Raw genomic sequence first — 17,577 nt, forward strand, 5'->3', positions numbered from 1 at the left:
GTCTCAGGCGGCCGGCAGACAGGCCGGACCGATGGGCGCGAAGCTCTTGTAGGTCAGGATGAATTCGCGGTGGCCCAGCCCCTCGGATCTGGTCTGAGCGCCGCCCGCGACGGCCAGCACCAGATCGCGGATCTCGCGGCCCACGGCGTCGATGCTGCGCGTGCCCTCGATGATGTCCCCGGCGTTCACGTCCATGTCGTCCGCGAGCGCGCGGTAGGTTTCGGGGTTGGCGCAGATCTTGATGACCGGCGAGATGGCCGAGCCCACGACCGAGCCGCGCCCGGTGACGAACAGCGTCAGATGCGCGCCGCTGGCGATCATTTCGACAATTTCCGCGTTGTCGGAGATATTGGGGAAGCCGAAGCGCACCTCGCCATCCGGCACCACGTCCATCAGGTAAAGCCCGCCGCGCGGTGGGATGTCGCCCGGTTTTATCAGCCCGCTGATCGGCGAGTCGCCGGATTTCACGTAGGCGCCGAGGCTCTTCTCCTCGATGGTCGAGAGGCCCCCGGCGGCGTTGCCCGCCGCGAAGGAGCCGTAGCCCAGCGTCGCGTAATAGCGCTCCGCCTTTTGCACGCTTTCGCGCAGCAGTTGCCCAAGTTCCGGGGTCACGGCGCGCTCCGCCATGATCTCCTCGCAGCCGATCAGCTCGCCGGTTTCTTCAAAGATGCAGGCCGCGCCGTCTGCCACCAGCAGGTCGAAGGCCCGCCCCGCCGCCGGGTTGCCGGAGATGCCGGAGGTGCCGTCCGACCCGCCGCAGACCGTGCCGACGATCAGTTCGGACACGTCCATCGGCACGCGGGTCTGCGCGCCGAGGTCCGACAGGGCGCCCCGCACCCAGTCGCGGCCCATGTCCACGGTCGAGCGCGTGCCGCCCGCCTTCTGGATCACCAGCGTCTTCACGGGTCGGCCCGAGGCCGCCACCGCCCCCGAGGCGCGCACCTTGTCGAAACTCTCGCAGCCGAGAGAGACGAAGAGCGCCGCGCCGACGTTCGGATGGGTGCAGAGGCGTTCCATCATCTGCGCCGCGTATTCGTTGGGGAAGCAGCCGGGGAAGCCGATCAGCTGCACGTCTTCGTCGGGGAAGCCCGCGACGATCTTCGACGCCACGAAATGCGCGCATTCCACGAGGTAGGCGACGACCACGGTGTTGCGGATGCCCTTGCGCCCGTCGGCACGCAGATAGCCAGAGAGGCTCATTGACCCACCCCCGCACTGATCCCGTCGGCATCCTGGAGGACATGCGTCGGCGTGTAGTCGGAGCGGATGTTGTGCACATGCACATGCGCGCCCGCCGCAATGGCCTGCGTCGCCACGCCGATGGGCATGCCGTATTTCAGGATCTTCGCGCCCTCCGCGATGGCATGGCGGGCGATCTTGTGCGCCAGCGGGATCGGGCGCGCCAGCGTCACGTCCCCGCCTTCCAGCGCGACGACCAGCCCTTCGGCCGCGTTTTGCCGGGCCACAAGCACGTTGTCGGCGTCGTGCAACAACAGGAACGGCCCGGTCATCCGCGCATCTCCACCATGTAGATGTGATCGGCGACCAGCGCCGTCTCGCCGGTGCTCTTGCTCACGGTCAGGCGTTCGGTGACGCGCCCGTAGCCGGGGCGTTTCTCCATAACCTCCTTGCCGATGATCTCGACGCGGCTTCGGATGGTGTCCCCGATGAACACCGGCTTGATGAAGCGCATCCGGTCGTAGCCGTAGGAAAAGGCCACCGGGTTGATGATCGTCGCGGTCAGCCCGACGCCGATGGTGAAGACCATGGTGCCATGGGCGATCCGCTGGCCAAAGGGCAGCGTCTTGCAGAACTCCGCGTCGAGGTGATGCGGGAAGAAGTCGCCGGAATGCCCGGCATGGACGACGAAATCCGTCTCGGTGATCGTGCGGCCCACGGTGTCGCGGCCCTCGCCGATCTCGTAATCCTCGTAGTATTTCACCTGCTCAAGCATCGGGTGCGTCCTTTATTGAATGCATCGGGAGGGCGGCGCTTTCATAGGCCGCCTCGACCAGCGCCATGGTGTGCCAGGCATCCTCGGCATCGCCGTCCAGCCGCGCATCCAGCCCGGCGGCAAAGCGTTGCACCTGGGCAAAGCGCCCGTGGAAGGCGGAGATGAACCAGTTGCCCTGGAGGGGCACCTGCCGCCAGTCGCCATCGGTGTTGAGCCACAGCTCGTCCGGCTCGCCCTTCGGGTAGTCGAGGTTCACGCCCAGTTTCATGTAGGCCGCGCCCCGGGTGCCGCAGATGCGGAACTCGCAGGCCTGGAACTTGCGGCCAAAGGCGTGATCGTGGTTGATCGACAGCGCACAGCGGGCGCGGTCGCCGTAGTCCAGCAGCAAGGAAGTCCGGGTGTTGGACACCGTGGAGGACGGGTGGCCCATGGTGCGGGCATGGATACCCTGCGGGTTGCCCATCAGGTCGCGCACGAAGTCGAGGTAGTGGATGGAGTGCAGCAGGATCTCCACCCGCGGCAGGTCTTTCAGGAAGGCCCAGAGGTGCCAGGGCGTATCCAGCGCCAGCCAGGCGTCGAAATCGACGATCTCGCCCAGCAGGCCCTGCGCCACAGCGTCCTTCAGGGCGAGGCTCATGGGGGCGAAGCGCAGCTGGAAGTTCACCGCCGCGCGGATGTTTTTCCGGCGCAGGATGCGGATGATCGCATCGGCCTCGCTGAGGTCCGACCCCAGAGGTTTCTGGATGATACACAGCGCGCCATCGGGCAGCGCCTCCAGCAGGGCGGGAATGGCGGCGGGGGGCACGGCGAGGTCATAGATCACGGCGCCCTGCTCCGCAGCCTCCTGAACAGAGGCCAGGGCCGGCGTGTTCCACTCGGCGGCAACCGTGCCCGCCTTTGCCGCGTCGGGGTCGAAGATCCCCGCCACGGGAATCCCGAGGTGGCGATAGCTGGGCAGGTGCGCATCGGTCACGATGGAGCCCGCGCCGAAGATCACCACGGGTGTCAGCGTGTCGGGCAGGTCGATGGTCTGGCGCAGGTCAGTCATGGTGGAACACCTCCTGCATCCCGGCCCACCACTCGCCCTCGGCGCGGGTGTCCAGCGGGCGTTGCAGCGGCATACAGACCGCCCACCACTCCTGTGTCACCGGGTCGGCGGCCATCGCCGCCATGTCGGCGGCGAAATCCTCGCCCACGTATTCGAAACAGGCGAAGAGCAGGTTCTCGGGTTCTTTCAGGAAGATCGAGTAGTTGCGGATGTTGCAGGCGGTGATCCGCTCCAGCACCTGCGGCCAGACGGCGGCGTGCAGGCGGGTGTAGTCCGCGATGGCCTCCGCGCCGATGCCGATGAGTTGGCCATGTCTTTGGACGGGTCTTTGCATCTATACCTCCACCGTGAAATCGCTGCCCGCGACGGTCAGCGCCGCCAGCCGCGCGTGATCCCAGTCGATCCCCAGACCGGGAGCCTCCGGGGCCAGCGCCATGCCGCCCTCGCGCGCCATGGGGGCCGCCACGTCGTCCAGTTGCGGGATGTATTCCAGCCAGGGCGCGTTGGGGACGGCGCAGACGAGGCTGACATGCAGTTCCATCAGGAAATGCGGGCAGATCACCAGGTTATGCGCCTCGGCCATGTGCGCGACCTTCAGCCAGGGCGTGATGCCGCCGACCCGTGCCACGTCCGCCTGCACGATGCCGCAGGCCCCTGCGGCGATGTAATCGGCGAACTGGCCGGGGGAATACAGGCTTTCGCCCACCGCGACCGGCACGCGCGACCCGGCCTGCAGCCGGGCATGGCCCGCGATGTCGTCAGAGGGCAGAGGCTCCTCGAACCAACCGATGTTCAGCGCCTCCAGCATCGGGACGCGCCGCAGCGCCTCGGCTGAGGTCATCGACTGGTTGGCATCGGTCATGATCTCGTAATCGTCACCAAGCGCGCGGCGCACCGCACCAAGCCGCGCGGCGTCGCCCGAGACGGTGGGCTTGCCGATCTTGACCTTGGACCCCCGGAACCCCTGTTCGCGTGCGGCGAGGGCATCCTCCACCAGCGCCTCCGGCGCGATGTGCAGCCAGCCGCCCTCGGTCGTGTACATCGGCACCTGCGCCTTTGCCCCGCCCGCCAACTGCCAGAGCGGCAGGCTCGCCTTGCGCCCGCGCATGTCCCAGAGCGCCGTGTCCACCGCCGCCAGCGCCAGTGACATGATCGGCCCGACCGCCGTGGCGTGGGTCCAGAACAAAAGGTCACGCCAGACAGCCTCGATCCGCTCCGCCTCCTGCCCCATCAGGCGCGGCAGCAGCGTGTACCTGAGCAGCGCCAGAACCGACGGCCCGCCATCGCCGATGGTGTAGGAATACCCCATCCCCGTCGCCCCGTCGGCATCCGTGACGACGACAAAGATCGTCTCCTGCGACTTGAACGACTGGATGGCATCGGTGCGCCGGACCTTTGGCTGAAGGTCCACCATGAAGGCGCGGGCCTGGGTGATCCTGGCCATGCCTCAGCCCCTCAACGCCATGCCGGAACCCGCGTCGAACAGGTGGCACTTGTCCAGCATGATCTGGAAGGTCATCCGCTCGCCCGCCCGGACGGGGCGCGGGTTCAGCATCTTGGCCTGCACCTCGGTCCCGGCGAGTTCGGCAAACAGCAAGGTCTCGGTGCCCAGTGGTTCCGTCAGGGTCACATCCATGTCGATCTGCGCCATGTGGGCGGTCGGCGGCAGGGAGTGGCCCACCGGCATGATGTTGTCGGCGCGGATGCCCAGTTGCACCGCCTGACCGTAGGCGGCGCGATAGCCCGGCGGCACCGGCACCCGCGTGCCGTCGCGCAGCACCGCGTCGCCACCCTGCGCCGTGCCGTCCAGCAGGTTCATCGGCGGCGAGCCGATGAAGGTCGCGACGAAGGTGTTCACCGGGTTCTCGAACACGTCGAGCGGCGCGCCGATCTGCTCGATGTGGCCGTCGCGCATGATGACGATGCGGTCCGCCAGCGTCATCGCCTCCACCTGGTCGTGGGTGACGTAGACGATGGTCGAGCGGACCTTCTGGTGCAGCTTCTTGATCTCCACCCGCATCTGCGTGCGCAGCTTGGCGTCGAGGTTCGAGAGCGGTTCGTCGAACAGGAAGACGTCCGGGTGGCGCACGATGGCGCGGCCCATGGCGACGCGTTGGCGCTGGCCACCCGACAGCGCGCCGGGCTTGCGGTCCATCAGCGGCACCAGCGAGAGGATCGCCGCCGCCTCGTCCACCGCGCGGTCGATCTCTGCCTGCGGGCGCTTGGCGATCTTCAGCGAGAAGCCGAGATTCTCGCGCACGGTCATATGCGGGTAAAGCGCGTAGTTCTGGAACACCATCGAGATGTTGCGTTCGCGCGGGGGGAGGTCGTTCACCACCCGGTCGCCGATGCGGATGTCGCCGCCAGAGATGTCCTCCAGCCCCGCGATCATCCGCAGCGTCGTCGATTTGCCGCAGCCTGACGGCCCGACCAGAACGACGAACTCGCCTTCTTCGATGTCGAGGTCGATGGCATGCACGACCTCAAGCGACCCATAGCGTTTCACCACGCCGGAGAGATGTACCTGCGCCATGTCTTATCCTTTCACGCCGCCGAAGGTCAGGCCGGCAATGAGGTGTTTCTGTACGAGGAAGGTCAGGATGAGCGCGGGGATGATCATCAGCACCGCCAGCGCGCACATGCCGCCCCAGTTGAGGGTGAACTCTGCCTGAAAGTCGAGCAGGCCCACCGGCATGGTTTTCGACGTGACCGAGCGGGTCAGCTGCGAGGCCAGCGCGTATTCGTTCCACGAGGTGAGGAAGGCGAAGATCCCCGCCGAGGCGATGCCCGCCTTGGCCACCGGGAATTCCACCTGCCAGAAGGCCTGCCAGCGGGTGCAGCCGTCGATCTGCGCCGCCTCTGCCAGCGAGGGCGGGATTTGCCGGAAGAAGCCGTCGATCAGCCAGATGGTAAAGGGCACGTTCATCGCGACATAGGCGAGGATCACGCCGAAATGCGTGTCGATGATGCCGAGCCGCCCGAACAGGATGAACAGCGGCAGGGACAGCGCCACTCCCGGCACGGCCCGCGTGCACATCAGCCCGACGAAGATCCAAGCCTTGCCCTTGAAGCGGTAGCGGGCAAAGGCATAGCCCCCCGCCATCCCCACCAGCAGCGCGATCACCGTCGAGGTGACGGAGATCACCAGCGAGTTGCGGAAATAGGTCAGCACAGGCACGCCGCCCTCGCCGATCCCGCCGAACATGGCGCGGTAGTGGTCGAGGTTCAGCTCGTTCGGAATCCAGACCGGCGGCTTGGCCATGATCTCGACCGTGGGGCGGAAGGAGTTCAGCACGACCCAGAGCCCCGGAACGCAGAGCACCATCATGGCAAGGAACAGCCCCGTCAGGTGCAGCAGTTTCAGCGTGCGGCGGCGGGCGCGGTGGTTTGCATTGCTCGCCATGGCTCAGGCCTCCATGCCAAGCTCGGCGCGCGCGGCGGTGAGCTTGCGGAAGAAATAGACGGTGAAGAAGATGGCGAGGAAGATCGAGATATAGCCCATCGCGTTGGCGTATCCCATGCGGGCATCGACGTAGCCGGTGCGCCCGATGAGCGTCCACAGCAGTTCGGTCCGCCGTGCCGGGCCGCCCTTGGTCATGATCTGCACGATGTCATAGGCCCGCGCCACGTCCAGCGACCGGATCGCCATGGCGATGTAGATGAAGGGCATCAGGAAGGGCAGCGTCACGAAGCGGAAGGATTGCCACGGCGTGCAGCCGTCCACCTTTGCCGCCTCCAGCGGGTCCTGCGGGATGGCGTAAAGCCCGGCAAGGATCAGGATCGCAAAGACTGAGGTGGCGGTCCAGACCTCGGCAAAGATGATCGAGAACATCGCGAGGTTGCCGTCCACCAGCCACGGGATCGCCACGTCGGTGATCCCCAGCGATTGCAGCGCGTTGTTCACCAGGCCCACGTTGTCGTTGAAGATGAACTTGAACTGGAAACCGACCAGGATGGGCGAGAACATCATCGGGAACATCATCATGGTGCGCAGCGCCCGCTGGCCGCGCGTGACCTTCGACACCATCAGCGCCAGCCCGAGGCCGAAGAGCATCTCGAGGTTCAGCGCCACCGTCAGCAGCAGCACGGTCCGGCCAAAGGCGGCCCAGAACTTCGCGTCGCCGATGGCCTTCTCGTAGTTGAAGGTGCCGATCCACTTGTAGAGCGTTTCGGGCCGCGTCAGCTTGTAGGGCGTGAAGCTGGAATAGAGCGACAGCAGCAGCGGCACCATCACCACGGCCGCAAGGATGATGATGGCCGGCAGCAGAAGCACCAGCCACTCGGGCAGTTTCAGGCGTTTCATGGGATGTTCCGGGTCGGTTGCGCGGGGGCGAGTGAGTCCGCCCCCGCGTCCGGCGTCAGTAGACGCCTTCTTCCTGCATCAGATCGTCCACGGCCTCGGACGCGGCGGCCAGCGCCTCGTCCACGGATTTGTCACCGAGGATCGCGGCCTGAAGCTCCGGATAGATCAGGTTGGTCGCCTCGATCCAGTATTCCGTCGGCGGAACGGCAAAGGCGGTCGCGGCGGTTTCCTTGAAGGCGGCCAGCACCTCGGCGCGGTAGGGATCGCTCGCCGCCTGCTCGGAGACATAGTCCCACACGGCGGTGCGCGACGGCAGCGGCCCGGCGCTGCTCTCCAGCTTCTGGCTGTCCTCGTTGGTCAGGAAGTCGACCAGCGATGCGGCGGCTTCCTTGTTGGCGCAATCCTCCGTGACGGAGAAGCCGTGGAAGCCCGACCAGCCGGTGCGCACGCCCGCCGATCCCTTGGGCGCGGGCGCGACGCCCACGTTGCCCGAGGCCTTCGACGCCGAGGCATCGTTGAAGAAACCCGCCCAGCCCGGCCAGTCGAGGTTCAGCGCGATGGTGCCGGAGGCAAAGCCGTTGCCAAGGTCATCCCAGAGGTAGTTCGTCGTGCCCGCCGGAACCGCGCCCGCCTCGTAGAGGTCCACGAACCATTGCAGCGACTCCTTGCCCGCGTCCGAATTGAACGCCGGAGAGAAGTCGTCGTTGAACAGCTTGCCGCCATTCGCCACGACCATCTCGTAGAAGCGGCCCACGATGGCCTCGTCCTTGCCCGCGTATTGCGTGCCGTAGAAATTCGGCGCGTCGGTGAAGAAGACCGCCTGGTCCTTTACCTGGTCCCATGTTTCCGGCACCGCGAGAGGATAGCCGTATTCCTTCTCGAAGGCCGCCTGGGTGTCGGCGTTCTCGTAGAGATCCTTCTGGTAATACAGCGCCGAGACATCGAACTGGGCGCGCGGCAGCATCACCAGCTTGCCGTCCAGCGTCGCCGCCTTGATGTTGGCCTGCACGAAGCCGTCGACGGTCTCCTGCGGGAGCAGCGCTGACAGATCGGTATACAGCGACGGATACTGCGAGGCGAAAGAGGAGTGGTTCGAGCCGACGCACCATCCCGTCGTTCCCGCCGCGATGTCCGACTTGAATTCCTTGTCGAGCTCGAAGTGGTTCTTCTTCGAGATCACGTTGACCTTTGCGCCGGTCATCGCCTCCCATTCCGGGATGCGCGCGTAAAGTGCCTCGTATTGCTGGCCGCCGATCAGCTTTGCGTCGATCGTGACGCCGTCGAACTCGGCTGCGGTTGCGCCCGTGGCCAGCCCGACGGCCAAGGCGAGCAGCGAAACCCCTCTTGTAGTCAATGTCATGGTCTTCCTCCCGTTATGATCCGTCGCCCCAAACGCTCCGACCCGCCGCGCCACCTTCGGGCGCCGGACCGAACAAGTTTCATATTCGGAAGCAACTTTCATATCTAAAGTTGACTTTCACCCATGAGTCAAGCTGACGTCGGGAAGAAATCGCGCCCGGAGGGGACGCACAGGCGGAGGAGGACAAAATGACAGCACTGATCGACACCCATCTGCATCTCATCGACCGGGGACAGATCAGCTATCCGTGGCTGAAGGACGCGGCACCGCTGGACCGCGACTGGACGTACGAGGACTACGAGACCACCGCCCGCCGCGTGGGCATCGCAGGCACGCTGCACATGGAGGTGGATTGTGCGCCTGCGGACAGGTTCGCCGAAACCGACATGATCGCCGGGTTGATGGCGCGCGAGGGCAGCCTGATCCGTGGGGCCATCGCCGCTGCCCGCCCCGAGGAGGATGGATTCGACGCCCTGCTCGACACGCTCGACCGCGCCACGGTCAAGGGTTTCCGCCGCGTGCTGCATGTGGTGCCCGACGATGTCAGCCTGTCCGACAGGTTCCGCGCCAATATCCGCAAGCTCGGCCCTGCAGGTCTGCCTTTCGACATCTGTATGCTTGCGCGGCAATTGCCGCTGGCGCGCGCGCTGGTGGACGCCTGCCCGGACACCACCTTTGTGCTCGACCATTGCGGGGTGCCCGACATTGCCGGGGGCGGTTTTGACACATGGGCGCGAGAGATTGCCGCGCTGGCAGAGAGACCGAACCTCAACGCCAAGATTTCCGGCGTCACGGCCTATGCCGCGCCGGACTGGACGCTCGACACCCTGCGCCCCTATATCGAGCACGTGATCGGCTGTTTCGGATGGTCGCGCGTGGTCTGGGGATCTGACAGCCCGGTGTGCACGCTGAATTCCTCGCTCGACCAATGGGTCGCCGTCACCCGCGCGCTTCTGTCCGAAGCCTCCGCCGACGAGGCCCGCGCCTTGGCCTCGGGGAACGCGACGCGGATCTGGTCGCTGTGACCCGTTCGAAAGCCGTCCGGGCCGTGCCGTCACAAAGATACTACGAACCGTAAATTAAATACTATAAATACAAAACGACCTGCGCTAAGCAGTCCTCACCCTTCAAGGGAGGTACGACTTGCAGGATCATTCCGCCGCGCGCGCTGTCCTGGCCGATTGGGGCACCAGCAAGCTGAAACTCTGGCTCTGGCGAGAGGATGGCAGCCTTTCCGCCCCGGTGACCGACCCGCGCGGGATGAAGTACCTCGCCGCCGACCAGTTCCCGGACGCGCTTGGCCGAGGTCATGGCCCCGCTGAACCTGTCGCCGGAGACGCCCGTGCTGATCTGCGGCATGGCGGGCGCGGCGGGCGGCTGGGCCGAGGCCGGTTACCTGCGCGCCCCCGCCGCCTTTGCCGCCCTGGCCGGCGCGGCGATCCGGCTCGACATATCTGGCCGCGACATCCGCATCCTCCCCGGCATGTCCACCCTGACCCCCGCGCCTGACGTCATGCGCGGCGAAGAAACCCAGCTCATGGGCCTCGCAAGGGACAGCGAAACGCTGGTCTGTCTGCCCGGCACCCACTCGAAATGGGCGCTTTGCGCCGGGAACGGCCTGCGCAGCTTTACCACCTACATGACCGGCGAAATCTATGAGGTCATGGCCAATCACAGCCTGCTGGCGCGCATGCTGGACGAGGGCTGGGATGCCGAGAGCTTTGCCACCGCCGTCCGGGAGGCGCTCGAGGCGCCCGCAGCCGTCTGGCATCGGTTCTTCGGACTGCGCGCCTCTGCCGTTCTGGGCGAGGCCGTACCCGCCTCGGCTCGCGCCCGGCTGTCCGGGCTGCTGATCGGCGCAGAAGTTGCTGCGGCCCGTGCGCAGTTTGGTTCCGGCGTGGCGACGCTTGTGGCGGGCGGCGTCATGGCCCAAAGCTATACCATCGCCCTCGAAGCCGCCGGTTTCGCCGTGACCCTGCGCGACAGCGACGAGGTCACATCGCGCGGGCTGATCCGCGCCGCCCAAGACATCTGGAGATTCTGACATGCCCATGCGCCCTTGGCCCACCCTCTCCCGCAACCTTGTCGCGATCCTGCGTGGCATCACGCAGGAGGAGGTCGAGCCGATCGTCGCCGCCCTGATCGACGCGGGGTTCGAAGCCATCGAGATCCCGCTGAACTCCCCCGATCCCTTCGTCTCCATCGGGCGCGCGGCGCGCATGGCACCGGACGGCGTGCTGATCGGTGCGGGCACTGTCCTGACAGCCGAAGACACGCGCCGCCTTGCCGATGTCGGCGGACGCCTGCAGGTCAGCCCGAACGTCGATCCGCAGGTGCTGGATCAGGCGGCCGCGCTGGACCTCGTGACCATGCCGGGCGTGCTGACCCCGTCCGAGGCCTTCACAGCCCTGCGCCATGGCGCCTCTGCCCTGAAGTTCTTTCCCGCCTCCGTCATTGGTGCCAAGGGCATCGCCGCGATCCGCGCCGTGCTGCCGAAGGAAACGGTGATCGGCGCCGTGGGGGGCGTCGACGAGACGAGCTTTGCCGACTATCGCGCCGCCGGTGTCACCGCCTTCGGCATGGGATCGAGCCTGTACAAGCCCGGTTTCACGGTGGCCCAGGTGACAGAGCGCGCCATCCGCACGGTTGCCGCCTATGATGCGGAATTCGGCGCATGATCTCATCGCTGTCCCACCCTGCCTGCGACCTTGGCGAAGGCCCGACCTACGACCGCCACACCGACACGGCCTGGTGGTTCGACATCACCGGGCGCAAGCTGTTGGAACACCGCTTTGCGGACGCCAGCACACGGGTACACGGCCTTTCCCGCGCGGCGTCCGCCCTCGCCCGCGTGGACGCGACCCGGCAGGTGCTTTTTACCGAGGACGGGCTGGCGCTGCGCGACACCGCGACCGGCGCCCTGACACCCCTCGCCGCCATCGAAGCGGACAATCCGCAGACCCGCAGCAACGACGCCCGCGTACACCCCTGTGGTGCGATGTGGCTGGGAACGATGGGCTGGGAGGCACAACCCGGCGCCGGGACGATCTACCACTACCGCGCGGGCGTCCTCACGCCGCTCTTTCCCGAGATCACCATTCCGAATGCGATCTGCTTCTCGCCCGGGGGCGACATCGGCTATTTTGCCGATACGGCACGCAACACCGTGTTCCGCGTGGCGCTGGATGCCACGACCGGCCTGCCCACGGGCGCACCGGAGGTCTGGCGCGACAGCTTTGATGGTGGCCCGGATGGCGCCGTGGTGGACAGCGAAGGGTGTCTGCTCATTGCCATCTGGGGCGGCAGCGCAGTGGTGCGCTATACCCCCGACGGGCGCGAAGGCGCGCGCATCGACCTGCCTGTCAGCCAACCCACCTGCCCGGCCTTCATCGGCCCCGAGGCCGACCGCCTGCTTGTCACCTCTGCCGCCATCGGCCTTGATACGCCGGGGTCTGGGGACAGGTCGGGCGACGGGCTGTGCCACATCGTGGAGCTTGCCGTGCCCGGCCTGCACGCGCCCGACGTGGTGATCTGAGCCTCAGCGCTCGGGGTGGACGCCTTCCATGTCGTGACGCGCGTGCCTCAGCAACGCCTGCATGGCCCGCCGCGCCTCCTCCGGCTGGCGCATGCGGATGGCTTCGAGCACGTGTTCGTGCATGGCCAGCGCATCCTCGAAAGACGGACTGGCGCGGTTCGTCTTGCGGAAGCTGGCCAGCAGCGCAGCGCGGATGGCGATGCCGAACTGCGCAAAGACCCAGTTGCCGCTGGCCTCGATGATCGCGGTGTGAAACGCGAGGTCGGCCTGACTGAAGGCCTCCTCGTCGCGGCCACCGGACAGGCGCATGGCTTCGAAACTGCGGGTGATCTCGATCAGGGCGCGGTTGTCCGCACTGGCGGCCGCGGCGGCAGCGGCCGCAGGTTCCAGAACCTCGCGCGCCTCGATCAGCGCGTTGTAAAAAGCGAAATCATCCGCGTGCGCCAGCGCGGAATCGAGCACCACCGGGTCCAGCATGTTCCACTGTTCGCGCGGCATCACCGTGGTGCCCGCGCGCGGGCGCGACCGGATCAACCCCTGCGCCACCATGTGCTGCATCGTCTCGCGCAGCGTCGTGCGGCTGACCCCGAAGCGCGCCATCAGGTCGGCCTCGCTGGGCAGGGTTGACCCTTCGGGCACCTCGCCCGACACCACCGCGTTCACGAAGGCCCGCAGACAGGTCGACATCACCTTGCGCCCCTGACGCCCCGCGTCCGCCGATAGCGTCATCTGGGTGGTGTCGGCTGTCTTTGTCCCGGCTGGCACGGCGGCGCGCTCCCCTTTTGTGGTCATCATTCCCGGTTGGTTATCCGAGCACCCTGGAAGTGTATACGATAATTCAGCCAATTAAATATTATTTATTCAAATCATAGATAACATGATCCCGAGCCGCGTTAGAACTCTCGGAGGGAAGACCGGGACATCACTGACTGCGGCGACGCTGGCGGCAAGCCCGCTGGCCGCGCAGAACACCCTGAAGGCGCCGGCCCTTCTAGATGGATGCGCAGGGCATCCAGGACGCCGCAACCGACGCCGAGCGCGACCTCGAGAGCATCGAGACCAACGCGCAGGACGACGTAAGCCAGGAAAGCTCCTTCATCGACTCGCTGATGTCCGCGGGCGTCGAAGCGATCATCGTCTCGGCGGTTTCCGCCGACGGCTCGTTCCGCTCCATCCGCCGCGCGCATGACGCAGGCAACCCGGTGGTCTGCTACAACACCTGCCTGTCCGAAGCGGACGAACCGGACCAGCAGGACCTCGTCTCGGCCTATGCCATTGGCGACCCCTATGAATTCGGCGCAAAGCTTGGCGCGGCGCGCGCCGTGCGTTCCCGGGGTCGCGTCGGGGACGTGGTGGTATTCGGCGGTGACATGACCGCCGAAATCGCCGCAGAGCTGGAACGGTACGACGTCATTCAAGGCTGTTGTCGACATCTTCGTCGGCGGCGGCTCTGCCGGGCTGGTCGCTGCGGCCGGCCTGGCGGATGCGGGCGCAGAGGTTCTGCTGCCCGAACGCGGCGGCGCGCGCACCAATCCGATCATGCATTTCCCGGCGGGCTACATGAAGGTCCTCGCCTGTGACACCTACCTCGCCATGCACCAGACAGAGCCGCAGCCGCAGCTGGACGGGCGCGGCCCCATCGTGCCGCAGGGCAAGGTGCTTGGCGGTGGCAGCGCGGTTAACGCCATGGTCTACATGCGCGGCCAGCGCGCCGGCTACACCGACTGGAACACGGCGCTTCGGGGAACGGATGACAGCGATCCCGGTTGGGGCTGGGACGACCTGCTGCCGCATTACACCGCGCAGGAAGACAACGATAGCCTCGGTGGCCCATCGCATGGCACCTCCGGCCCGCTGAAGGTTTCGCATCTGGGTCACACCAGCGAAATGACGCGCGCCTACATGAAAACCCTGCAGGACATGGGCGTGCCCTACACCCATGACTTCAACGAGGGACACCTGCACGGCGTCGGCCTGATGCAGCACACGCCGGATTGGAAGACACGCCGCCGCTGCTCGGCGGATGACGCCTATCTCAAGCCGCGAACCTGACGGTCATGACCGGCGCGCTGGCCGATCCTGTGCTGTTCGACGGGAGCCACGCCACTGGCGTCGCCTACCACCGCAATGGCAAGGCCGAAACGGCACAGGCGCGCGAGGCGCTGCTTGCGGCCGGTGCCTCCCAGACCGCCAGGCTGATCCGGCATCGGGGCCGAAGACGCGCTTGCGCCGCATGGCATCGAGACCCGCATTGCCCTGCCCGGCGTCGGTGAGAACCTGCAGGATCACTGCGAATGCCCCGTGGTCGCCACGACCAACGGTGCCTATGGCCATTACGGACAGGACAAGGGCCTGAAGATGCTGATGGCGGGGGCGCAATACCTGCTGTTCAAGTCCGGCCCGGTGACAACGACCGGGGTAGAGACCTGCGCCTTCCTCGATCCGCGTGGCGACAATGCCCGCCCGACGATCCAGATGTTCTGCGTCCCGACGGTCTGCCTCGACCGCGACGTGATGGGGGCCGATCCGGGCCACGGTACCCGGGGCCTGCGCCTCATCGACGCCTCGCTCATGCCCAACATCGTGTCGGGCAACACCAATGCCGCCGTCATGGCTGCGGCCTCGCGCGCCGTGCAGCGCATTCTCGCGTCGGGAGCCCCCGCATGAAGATCACCGCCCTCAAGACATTCATCGTGCCGCCGCGCCGGCCTTTTCTCAAGACAGAGACCGACGAGGGCATCATCGGCTGGAGCGAACCCGTGATCGAGGGCAAAGCCCACACGGTCGAAACCTGCGTGCACGAGATGGCCGATTACCTCGTGGGACGGAATCCGATGCGGATCGAGGACCACTGGCAGGCGCTGTATCGTGGCGGTTTCTACCGGGGCGGGCCGATCCTGATGAGTGCGCTCGCGGGGATAGATCAGGCGCTGTGGGACATAGAGGGCAAGGCCCACGGTCTGCCCGTGCACCAGCTGCTTGGCGGCCCGGTGCGCGATGGCATCAAGGTCTATTCCTGGATCGGCGGCGACCGCCCCGCGGACGTGGCGCAGAACGCCACCGATGCCGTCGCACGCGGGTTCACCGCGCTGAAGATGAACGGCGCCGAGGCAATGCAGATCGTCGACGATCTCGTGGACCGCTCGGTTTTCGGTTACAAGGACGGTAGCGTGGCAATCCCGCAGGGGCCGGGCCTTGGCGTTCAGATCGACGCGGCGGCAGTGATCCGCGCCGCCGACACCGGCCACCGCTGGCGCAATCCGCTCTGACAGCACGCCGACGGCTCCGTGGCGGAATGGTGAGGGACGAGACGCGATGACCGACAGGCTCAAGGGGCGCACCAATGCCATCACCGGCGCGGCGCAGGGCATCGGCCGCGCCATCGCAGAGGCCTGCGCCCGCGAGGGGGCGGCGCTCTACCTGCTTGATCTTGACGGCGCGGGCGTGACCCAAACCGCCACAGACCTGACGGCAGCGCACCCGGACGGGCGTTTCGCCAGCCCGGAGGAAATCGCCAATGCGGCGGTCTTCATGGTGTCGGACGAATGCCCCTTCATGACGGCCACCTGCCTGACCATCGACGGCGGCCTCAGCGTGCGGCAGCACGGGTAAACGCGGCCCGCGTCGGCGCGCTTAGCCGTCCTGCCTGCGCATCGCTCTGGCGATGGTGTCCAGATGGCGGGCCATGGCGGCTGCGGCGGCCTCGGGGTCGCGGGCGGCGATGGCGTCGCGCACGGCCTTGTGCTGGTCCGAATGCAGCCCGGTGAACTCGCTCACGCCGAGGCGGCGATAGGTCCGCTCCCATTCGCGCTGCCACGCGCTGCGCCGCCGCGCGTTTGACAGGAAACCCAGCAGGCCCGACAGGATCGGATTGCCCGACAGTTCGGCAATCGCGCCGTGAAACGCCGCATCATGCCGCTCGGCCTCCTCGCGCGATGCGCTGTTGCGCCCGGCACGGATCAGGCGATCGAGATGAGGAATGTCCTCCGGTCGGGCGTGGCGGGCGGCCTGTGCCGCGATGGCGGGTTCGATGGCGAGACGCGCCTCGATCAAGTCCTCCGGAGTCGCCCCTTCCAGCAGGATCGTCTCGCGCCGCACGGTGCCCTGCGGCGGTCGTCCGCGAAACGTGCCCTTGCCCACCTGCCGCCAGATCTTCCCCTCGGCCTCCAGCACATCGAGCGCCGTCCGCAGCGTCTCGCGGCTGCATCCGATCCGCTCCGCCAGCGCGCGTTCGGTTGGCAGGCGACTGTCCACATCGGCGGACGGGTCGTCGATGATCCGGCGAAGCTCTGCGAGGGCCGCGTCTTTCCTCATGTCCGTAGCATCCCCTTTTCCAGACCAATTTGCAGACCAATCCGGAGATGCGCAATGGACGGTCCGCATATCCACGGAAAGGACCCGGTATGGCCACCTATCTGCTCTTGATCCTCGCGGGCTTTGCCGCCGGTGCCCTGAATGCCGTCGCGGGCGGCGGCACCTTTCTCAGCTTTCCGGCGCTGGTCTTTGCCGGAGTGCCGCCGATCATGGCCAATGCCTCTGCCACCCTCGCGGCACTGCCCGGCTACGTCGCAAGCGCCTATGCGTTCCGCGACGACATCCGCGCCACGCGCAGCCTGCCCCTGCCGGTGATCTTCGCCGCCTCCATCCTCGGGAGCATCGTTGGCGCCTGCCTCCTGCTGCTCACGCCGAACGAGACCTTCAACCGCATCGTGCCGTGGCTGCTTGGCTTTGCGACGCTCGCCTTCGCGCTTGGACCGCGCCTGCGCCGCCTTTCTGCCAAGGGTCGCAAGGCGGACCGATCCTCTGGCCAGTCTTTTGGCCAGTCTTTTGGCCAGTCTTTTGGCCAGTCTTTTGGCCTGACGGCAACCACAGCGATCCTGACCCTCGTCACCGCCTATGGCGGATACTTCAACGGCGGCGTCGGAATCCTGCTTCTGGCCTCCTTCTCCCTGATCGGCCTGACCAACCTCGCAGAGATGAACGGGCTGAAAAACCTCGTCTCCGTCATCCTCTCCGGCGTATCCGTGGTGATCTATACGAGCGTCGGCCTGATCGCATGGAAGGAAGCCCTCGTCGTGGCGCTGGCCTGTTCCCTCGGCGGATATGTCGGGGGCCGCCTGTCCCGCCGCATCACCCGGCAGGACCACCTCAAGACCTTCATCGTTGCCACGGGCCTTGGCATGACCCTGATCTTTGCGCTGCGCTGACATGGACCAGTGCCGCTTATATTCTAATCATTAAATATACAACAAATACAATGTCTTGCCACTTTGACCCAGATCAAAGCTGCAAAGCCACCGCAGCTTTAGGGCTGAGCGCACGCCGCGTTCGCCACCATGCGGCGATTCCCGTGACCGCCAAAACCAACCTGGGCCGA

The 17,577-nt window shown here is 66.4% G+C and carries 20 protein-coding genes and 2 pseudogenes; 10 read left to right on the forward strand and 12 right to left on the reverse strand.

The features are described from left to right. Positions 1-3: 3 nt before the first annotated feature. Genes ACP16H_RS16235 through ACP16H_RS16280 form a run of 10 tightly spaced genes read right to left on the reverse strand, consistent with a single transcriptional unit; the run spans position 4 to position 8,665 of the window. Entirely contained in the window at positions 4-1,200 is a 1,197-nt protein-coding gene (locus ACP16H_RS16235; RefSeq protein ID WP_425073297.1) for a UxaA family hydrolase, read from the reverse strand. Then, on the reverse strand, positions 1,197-1,511 hold the full coding sequence (locus ACP16H_RS16240) for a UxaA family hydrolase (protein WP_425073298.1): 315 nt from the start codon (positions 1,509-1,511) through the stop codon (positions 1,197-1,199). The genes ACP16H_RS16235 and ACP16H_RS16240 overlap by 4 nt, the downstream gene beginning before the upstream one ends. Next, entirely contained in the window at positions 1,508-1,954 is a 447-nt protein-coding gene (locus ACP16H_RS16245; RefSeq protein ID WP_425073299.1) for a MaoC family dehydratase, read from the reverse strand. The genes ACP16H_RS16240 and ACP16H_RS16245 overlap by 4 nt, the downstream gene beginning before the upstream one ends. Further along, positions 1,947-3,002 carry a Gfo/Idh/MocA family protein gene (locus tag ACP16H_RS16250; RefSeq protein ID WP_425073300.1) on the reverse strand — a complete coding sequence of 352 codons (1,056 nt, stop codon included), beginning with the start codon at positions 3,000-3,002 and terminating at the stop codon, positions 1,947-1,949. The genes ACP16H_RS16245 and ACP16H_RS16250 overlap by 8 nt, the downstream gene beginning before the upstream one ends. Next, positions 2,995-3,336, reverse strand: coding sequence for an L-rhamnose mutarotase (locus ACP16H_RS16255; protein ID WP_425073301.1), 342 nt, complete (start codon positions 3,334-3,336; stop codon positions 2,995-2,997). Before ACP16H_RS16255 ends, ACP16H_RS16250 begins: the two co-directional genes overlap by 8 nt. Then, a complete protein-coding gene (locus ACP16H_RS16260; RefSeq protein WP_425073302.1) occupies positions 3,337-4,446 on the reverse strand; it encodes a mandelate racemase/muconate lactonizing enzyme family protein in 1,110 nt (369 codons plus the stop codon). It lies immediately after the preceding gene. Positions 4,447-4,449: 3 nt separating this feature from the next. Then, positions 4,450-5,535 carry an ABC transporter ATP-binding protein gene (locus ACP16H_RS16265; protein WP_425073303.1) on the reverse strand — a complete coding sequence of 362 codons (1,086 nt, stop codon included), beginning with the start codon at positions 5,533-5,535 and terminating at the stop codon, positions 4,450-4,452. Positions 5,536-5,538: 3 nt separating this feature from the next. Further along, positions 5,539-6,405, reverse strand: a complete 867-nt coding sequence (locus ACP16H_RS16270; protein WP_425073304.1) for a carbohydrate ABC transporter permease — start codon at positions 6,403-6,405, stop codon at positions 5,539-5,541. A gap of 3 nt (positions 6,406-6,408) precedes the next feature. Continuing rightward, the gene (locus ACP16H_RS16275) at positions 6,409-7,305 is read right to left on the reverse strand and encodes a carbohydrate ABC transporter permease (RefSeq protein WP_425073305.1); all 897 of its coding nucleotides are present in this window, start codon (positions 7,303-7,305) and stop codon (positions 6,409-6,411) included. Positions 7,306-7,360: 55 nt separating this feature from the next. Next, positions 7,361-8,665, reverse strand: coding sequence for an ABC transporter substrate-binding protein (locus ACP16H_RS16280; RefSeq protein WP_425073306.1), 1,305 nt, complete (start codon positions 8,663-8,665; stop codon positions 7,361-7,363). A gap of 188 nt (positions 8,666-8,853) precedes the next feature. Between ACP16H_RS16280 and ACP16H_RS16285 the strand changes: the two genes are divergently transcribed. The 4 genes from ACP16H_RS16285 (at position 8,854) to ACP16H_RS16300 (ending at position 12,200) form a co-directional block, all read left to right on the forward strand. After that, positions 8,854-9,690, forward strand: coding sequence for an amidohydrolase family protein (locus ACP16H_RS16285; protein ID WP_425073307.1), 837 nt, complete (start codon positions 8,854-8,856; stop codon positions 9,688-9,690). Between the two features lie 284 nt (positions 9,691-9,974). After that, a complete protein-coding gene (locus ACP16H_RS16290; protein ID WP_425073308.1) occupies positions 9,975-10,709 on the forward strand; it encodes a 2-dehydro-3-deoxygalactonokinase in 735 nt (244 codons plus the stop codon). 1 nt (position 10,710) lies between these two features. After that, positions 10,711-11,343, forward strand: a complete 633-nt coding sequence (locus tag ACP16H_RS16295) for a 2-dehydro-3-deoxy-6-phosphogalactonate aldolase (RefSeq protein WP_425073309.1) — start codon at positions 10,711-10,713, stop codon at positions 11,341-11,343. Next, positions 11,340-12,200 (forward strand): SMP-30/gluconolactonase/LRE family protein, encoded by an 861-nt coding sequence (locus ACP16H_RS16300; protein ID WP_425073310.1) that lies wholly within the window; start codon positions 11,340-11,342, stop codon positions 12,198-12,200. Before ACP16H_RS16295 ends, ACP16H_RS16300 begins: the two co-directional genes overlap by 4 nt. Before the next feature lie 3 nt (positions 12,201-12,203). On the opposite strand, the gene ACP16H_RS16305 is transcribed toward ACP16H_RS16300, so the two are convergent. Then, positions 12,204-12,995, reverse strand: coding sequence for a FadR/GntR family transcriptional regulator (locus ACP16H_RS16305; protein WP_425073311.1), 792 nt, complete (start codon positions 12,993-12,995; stop codon positions 12,204-12,206). A gap of 200 nt (positions 12,996-13,195) precedes the next feature. Here ACP16H_RS16305 and ACP16H_RS16310 point away from each other — a divergent pair, with 200 nt between their 5' ends. From ACP16H_RS16310 to ACP16H_RS16330, 5 genes and pseudogenes are all read left to right on the forward strand, one after another. Next, positions 13,196-13,780 (forward strand): substrate-binding domain-containing protein, encoded by a 585-nt coding sequence (locus ACP16H_RS16310; protein WP_425073312.1) that lies wholly within the window; start codon positions 13,196-13,198, stop codon positions 13,778-13,780. Beyond that, a pseudogene (locus ACP16H_RS16315) lies at positions 13,677-14,473 on the forward strand (GMC family oxidoreductase). Before ACP16H_RS16310 ends, ACP16H_RS16315 begins: the two are co-directional and overlap by 104 nt. Before the next feature lie 28 nt (positions 14,474-14,501). After that, positions 14,502-14,867, forward strand: a complete 366-nt coding sequence (locus ACP16H_RS16320) for a GMC oxidoreductase (protein WP_425073313.1) — start codon at positions 14,502-14,504, stop codon at positions 14,865-14,867. Then, positions 14,864-15,314: pseudogene (locus ACP16H_RS16325) on the forward strand (galactonate dehydratase); the annotation flags it as partial. The gene ACP16H_RS16320 and the pseudogene ACP16H_RS16325, both read left to right, overlap by 4 nt. Positions 15,315-15,515: 201 nt before the next feature. Further along, the gene (locus tag ACP16H_RS16330; RefSeq protein ID WP_425073314.1) at positions 15,516-15,812 is read left to right on the forward strand and encodes an SDR family oxidoreductase; all 297 of its coding nucleotides are present in this window, start codon (positions 15,516-15,518) and stop codon (positions 15,810-15,812) included. Positions 15,813-15,833: 21 nt separating this feature from the next. On the opposite strand, the gene ACP16H_RS16335 is transcribed toward ACP16H_RS16330, so the two are convergent. Further along, a complete protein-coding gene (locus ACP16H_RS16335; protein WP_425073315.1) occupies positions 15,834-16,514 on the reverse strand; it encodes a FadR/GntR family transcriptional regulator in 681 nt (226 codons plus the stop codon). Between the two features lie 89 nt (positions 16,515-16,603). Between ACP16H_RS16335 and ACP16H_RS16340 the strand changes: the two genes are divergently transcribed. After that, positions 16,604-17,407 (forward strand): sulfite exporter TauE/SafE family protein, encoded by an 804-nt coding sequence (locus tag ACP16H_RS16340; RefSeq protein ID WP_425073316.1) that lies wholly within the window; start codon positions 16,604-16,606, stop codon positions 17,405-17,407. Positions 17,408-17,577 lie beyond the last annotated feature (170 nt).

Source organism: Sagittula sp. S175, from assembly GCF_049800975.1.
GTDB lineage: Bacteria > Pseudomonadota > Alphaproteobacteria > Rhodobacterales > Rhodobacteraceae > Sagittula.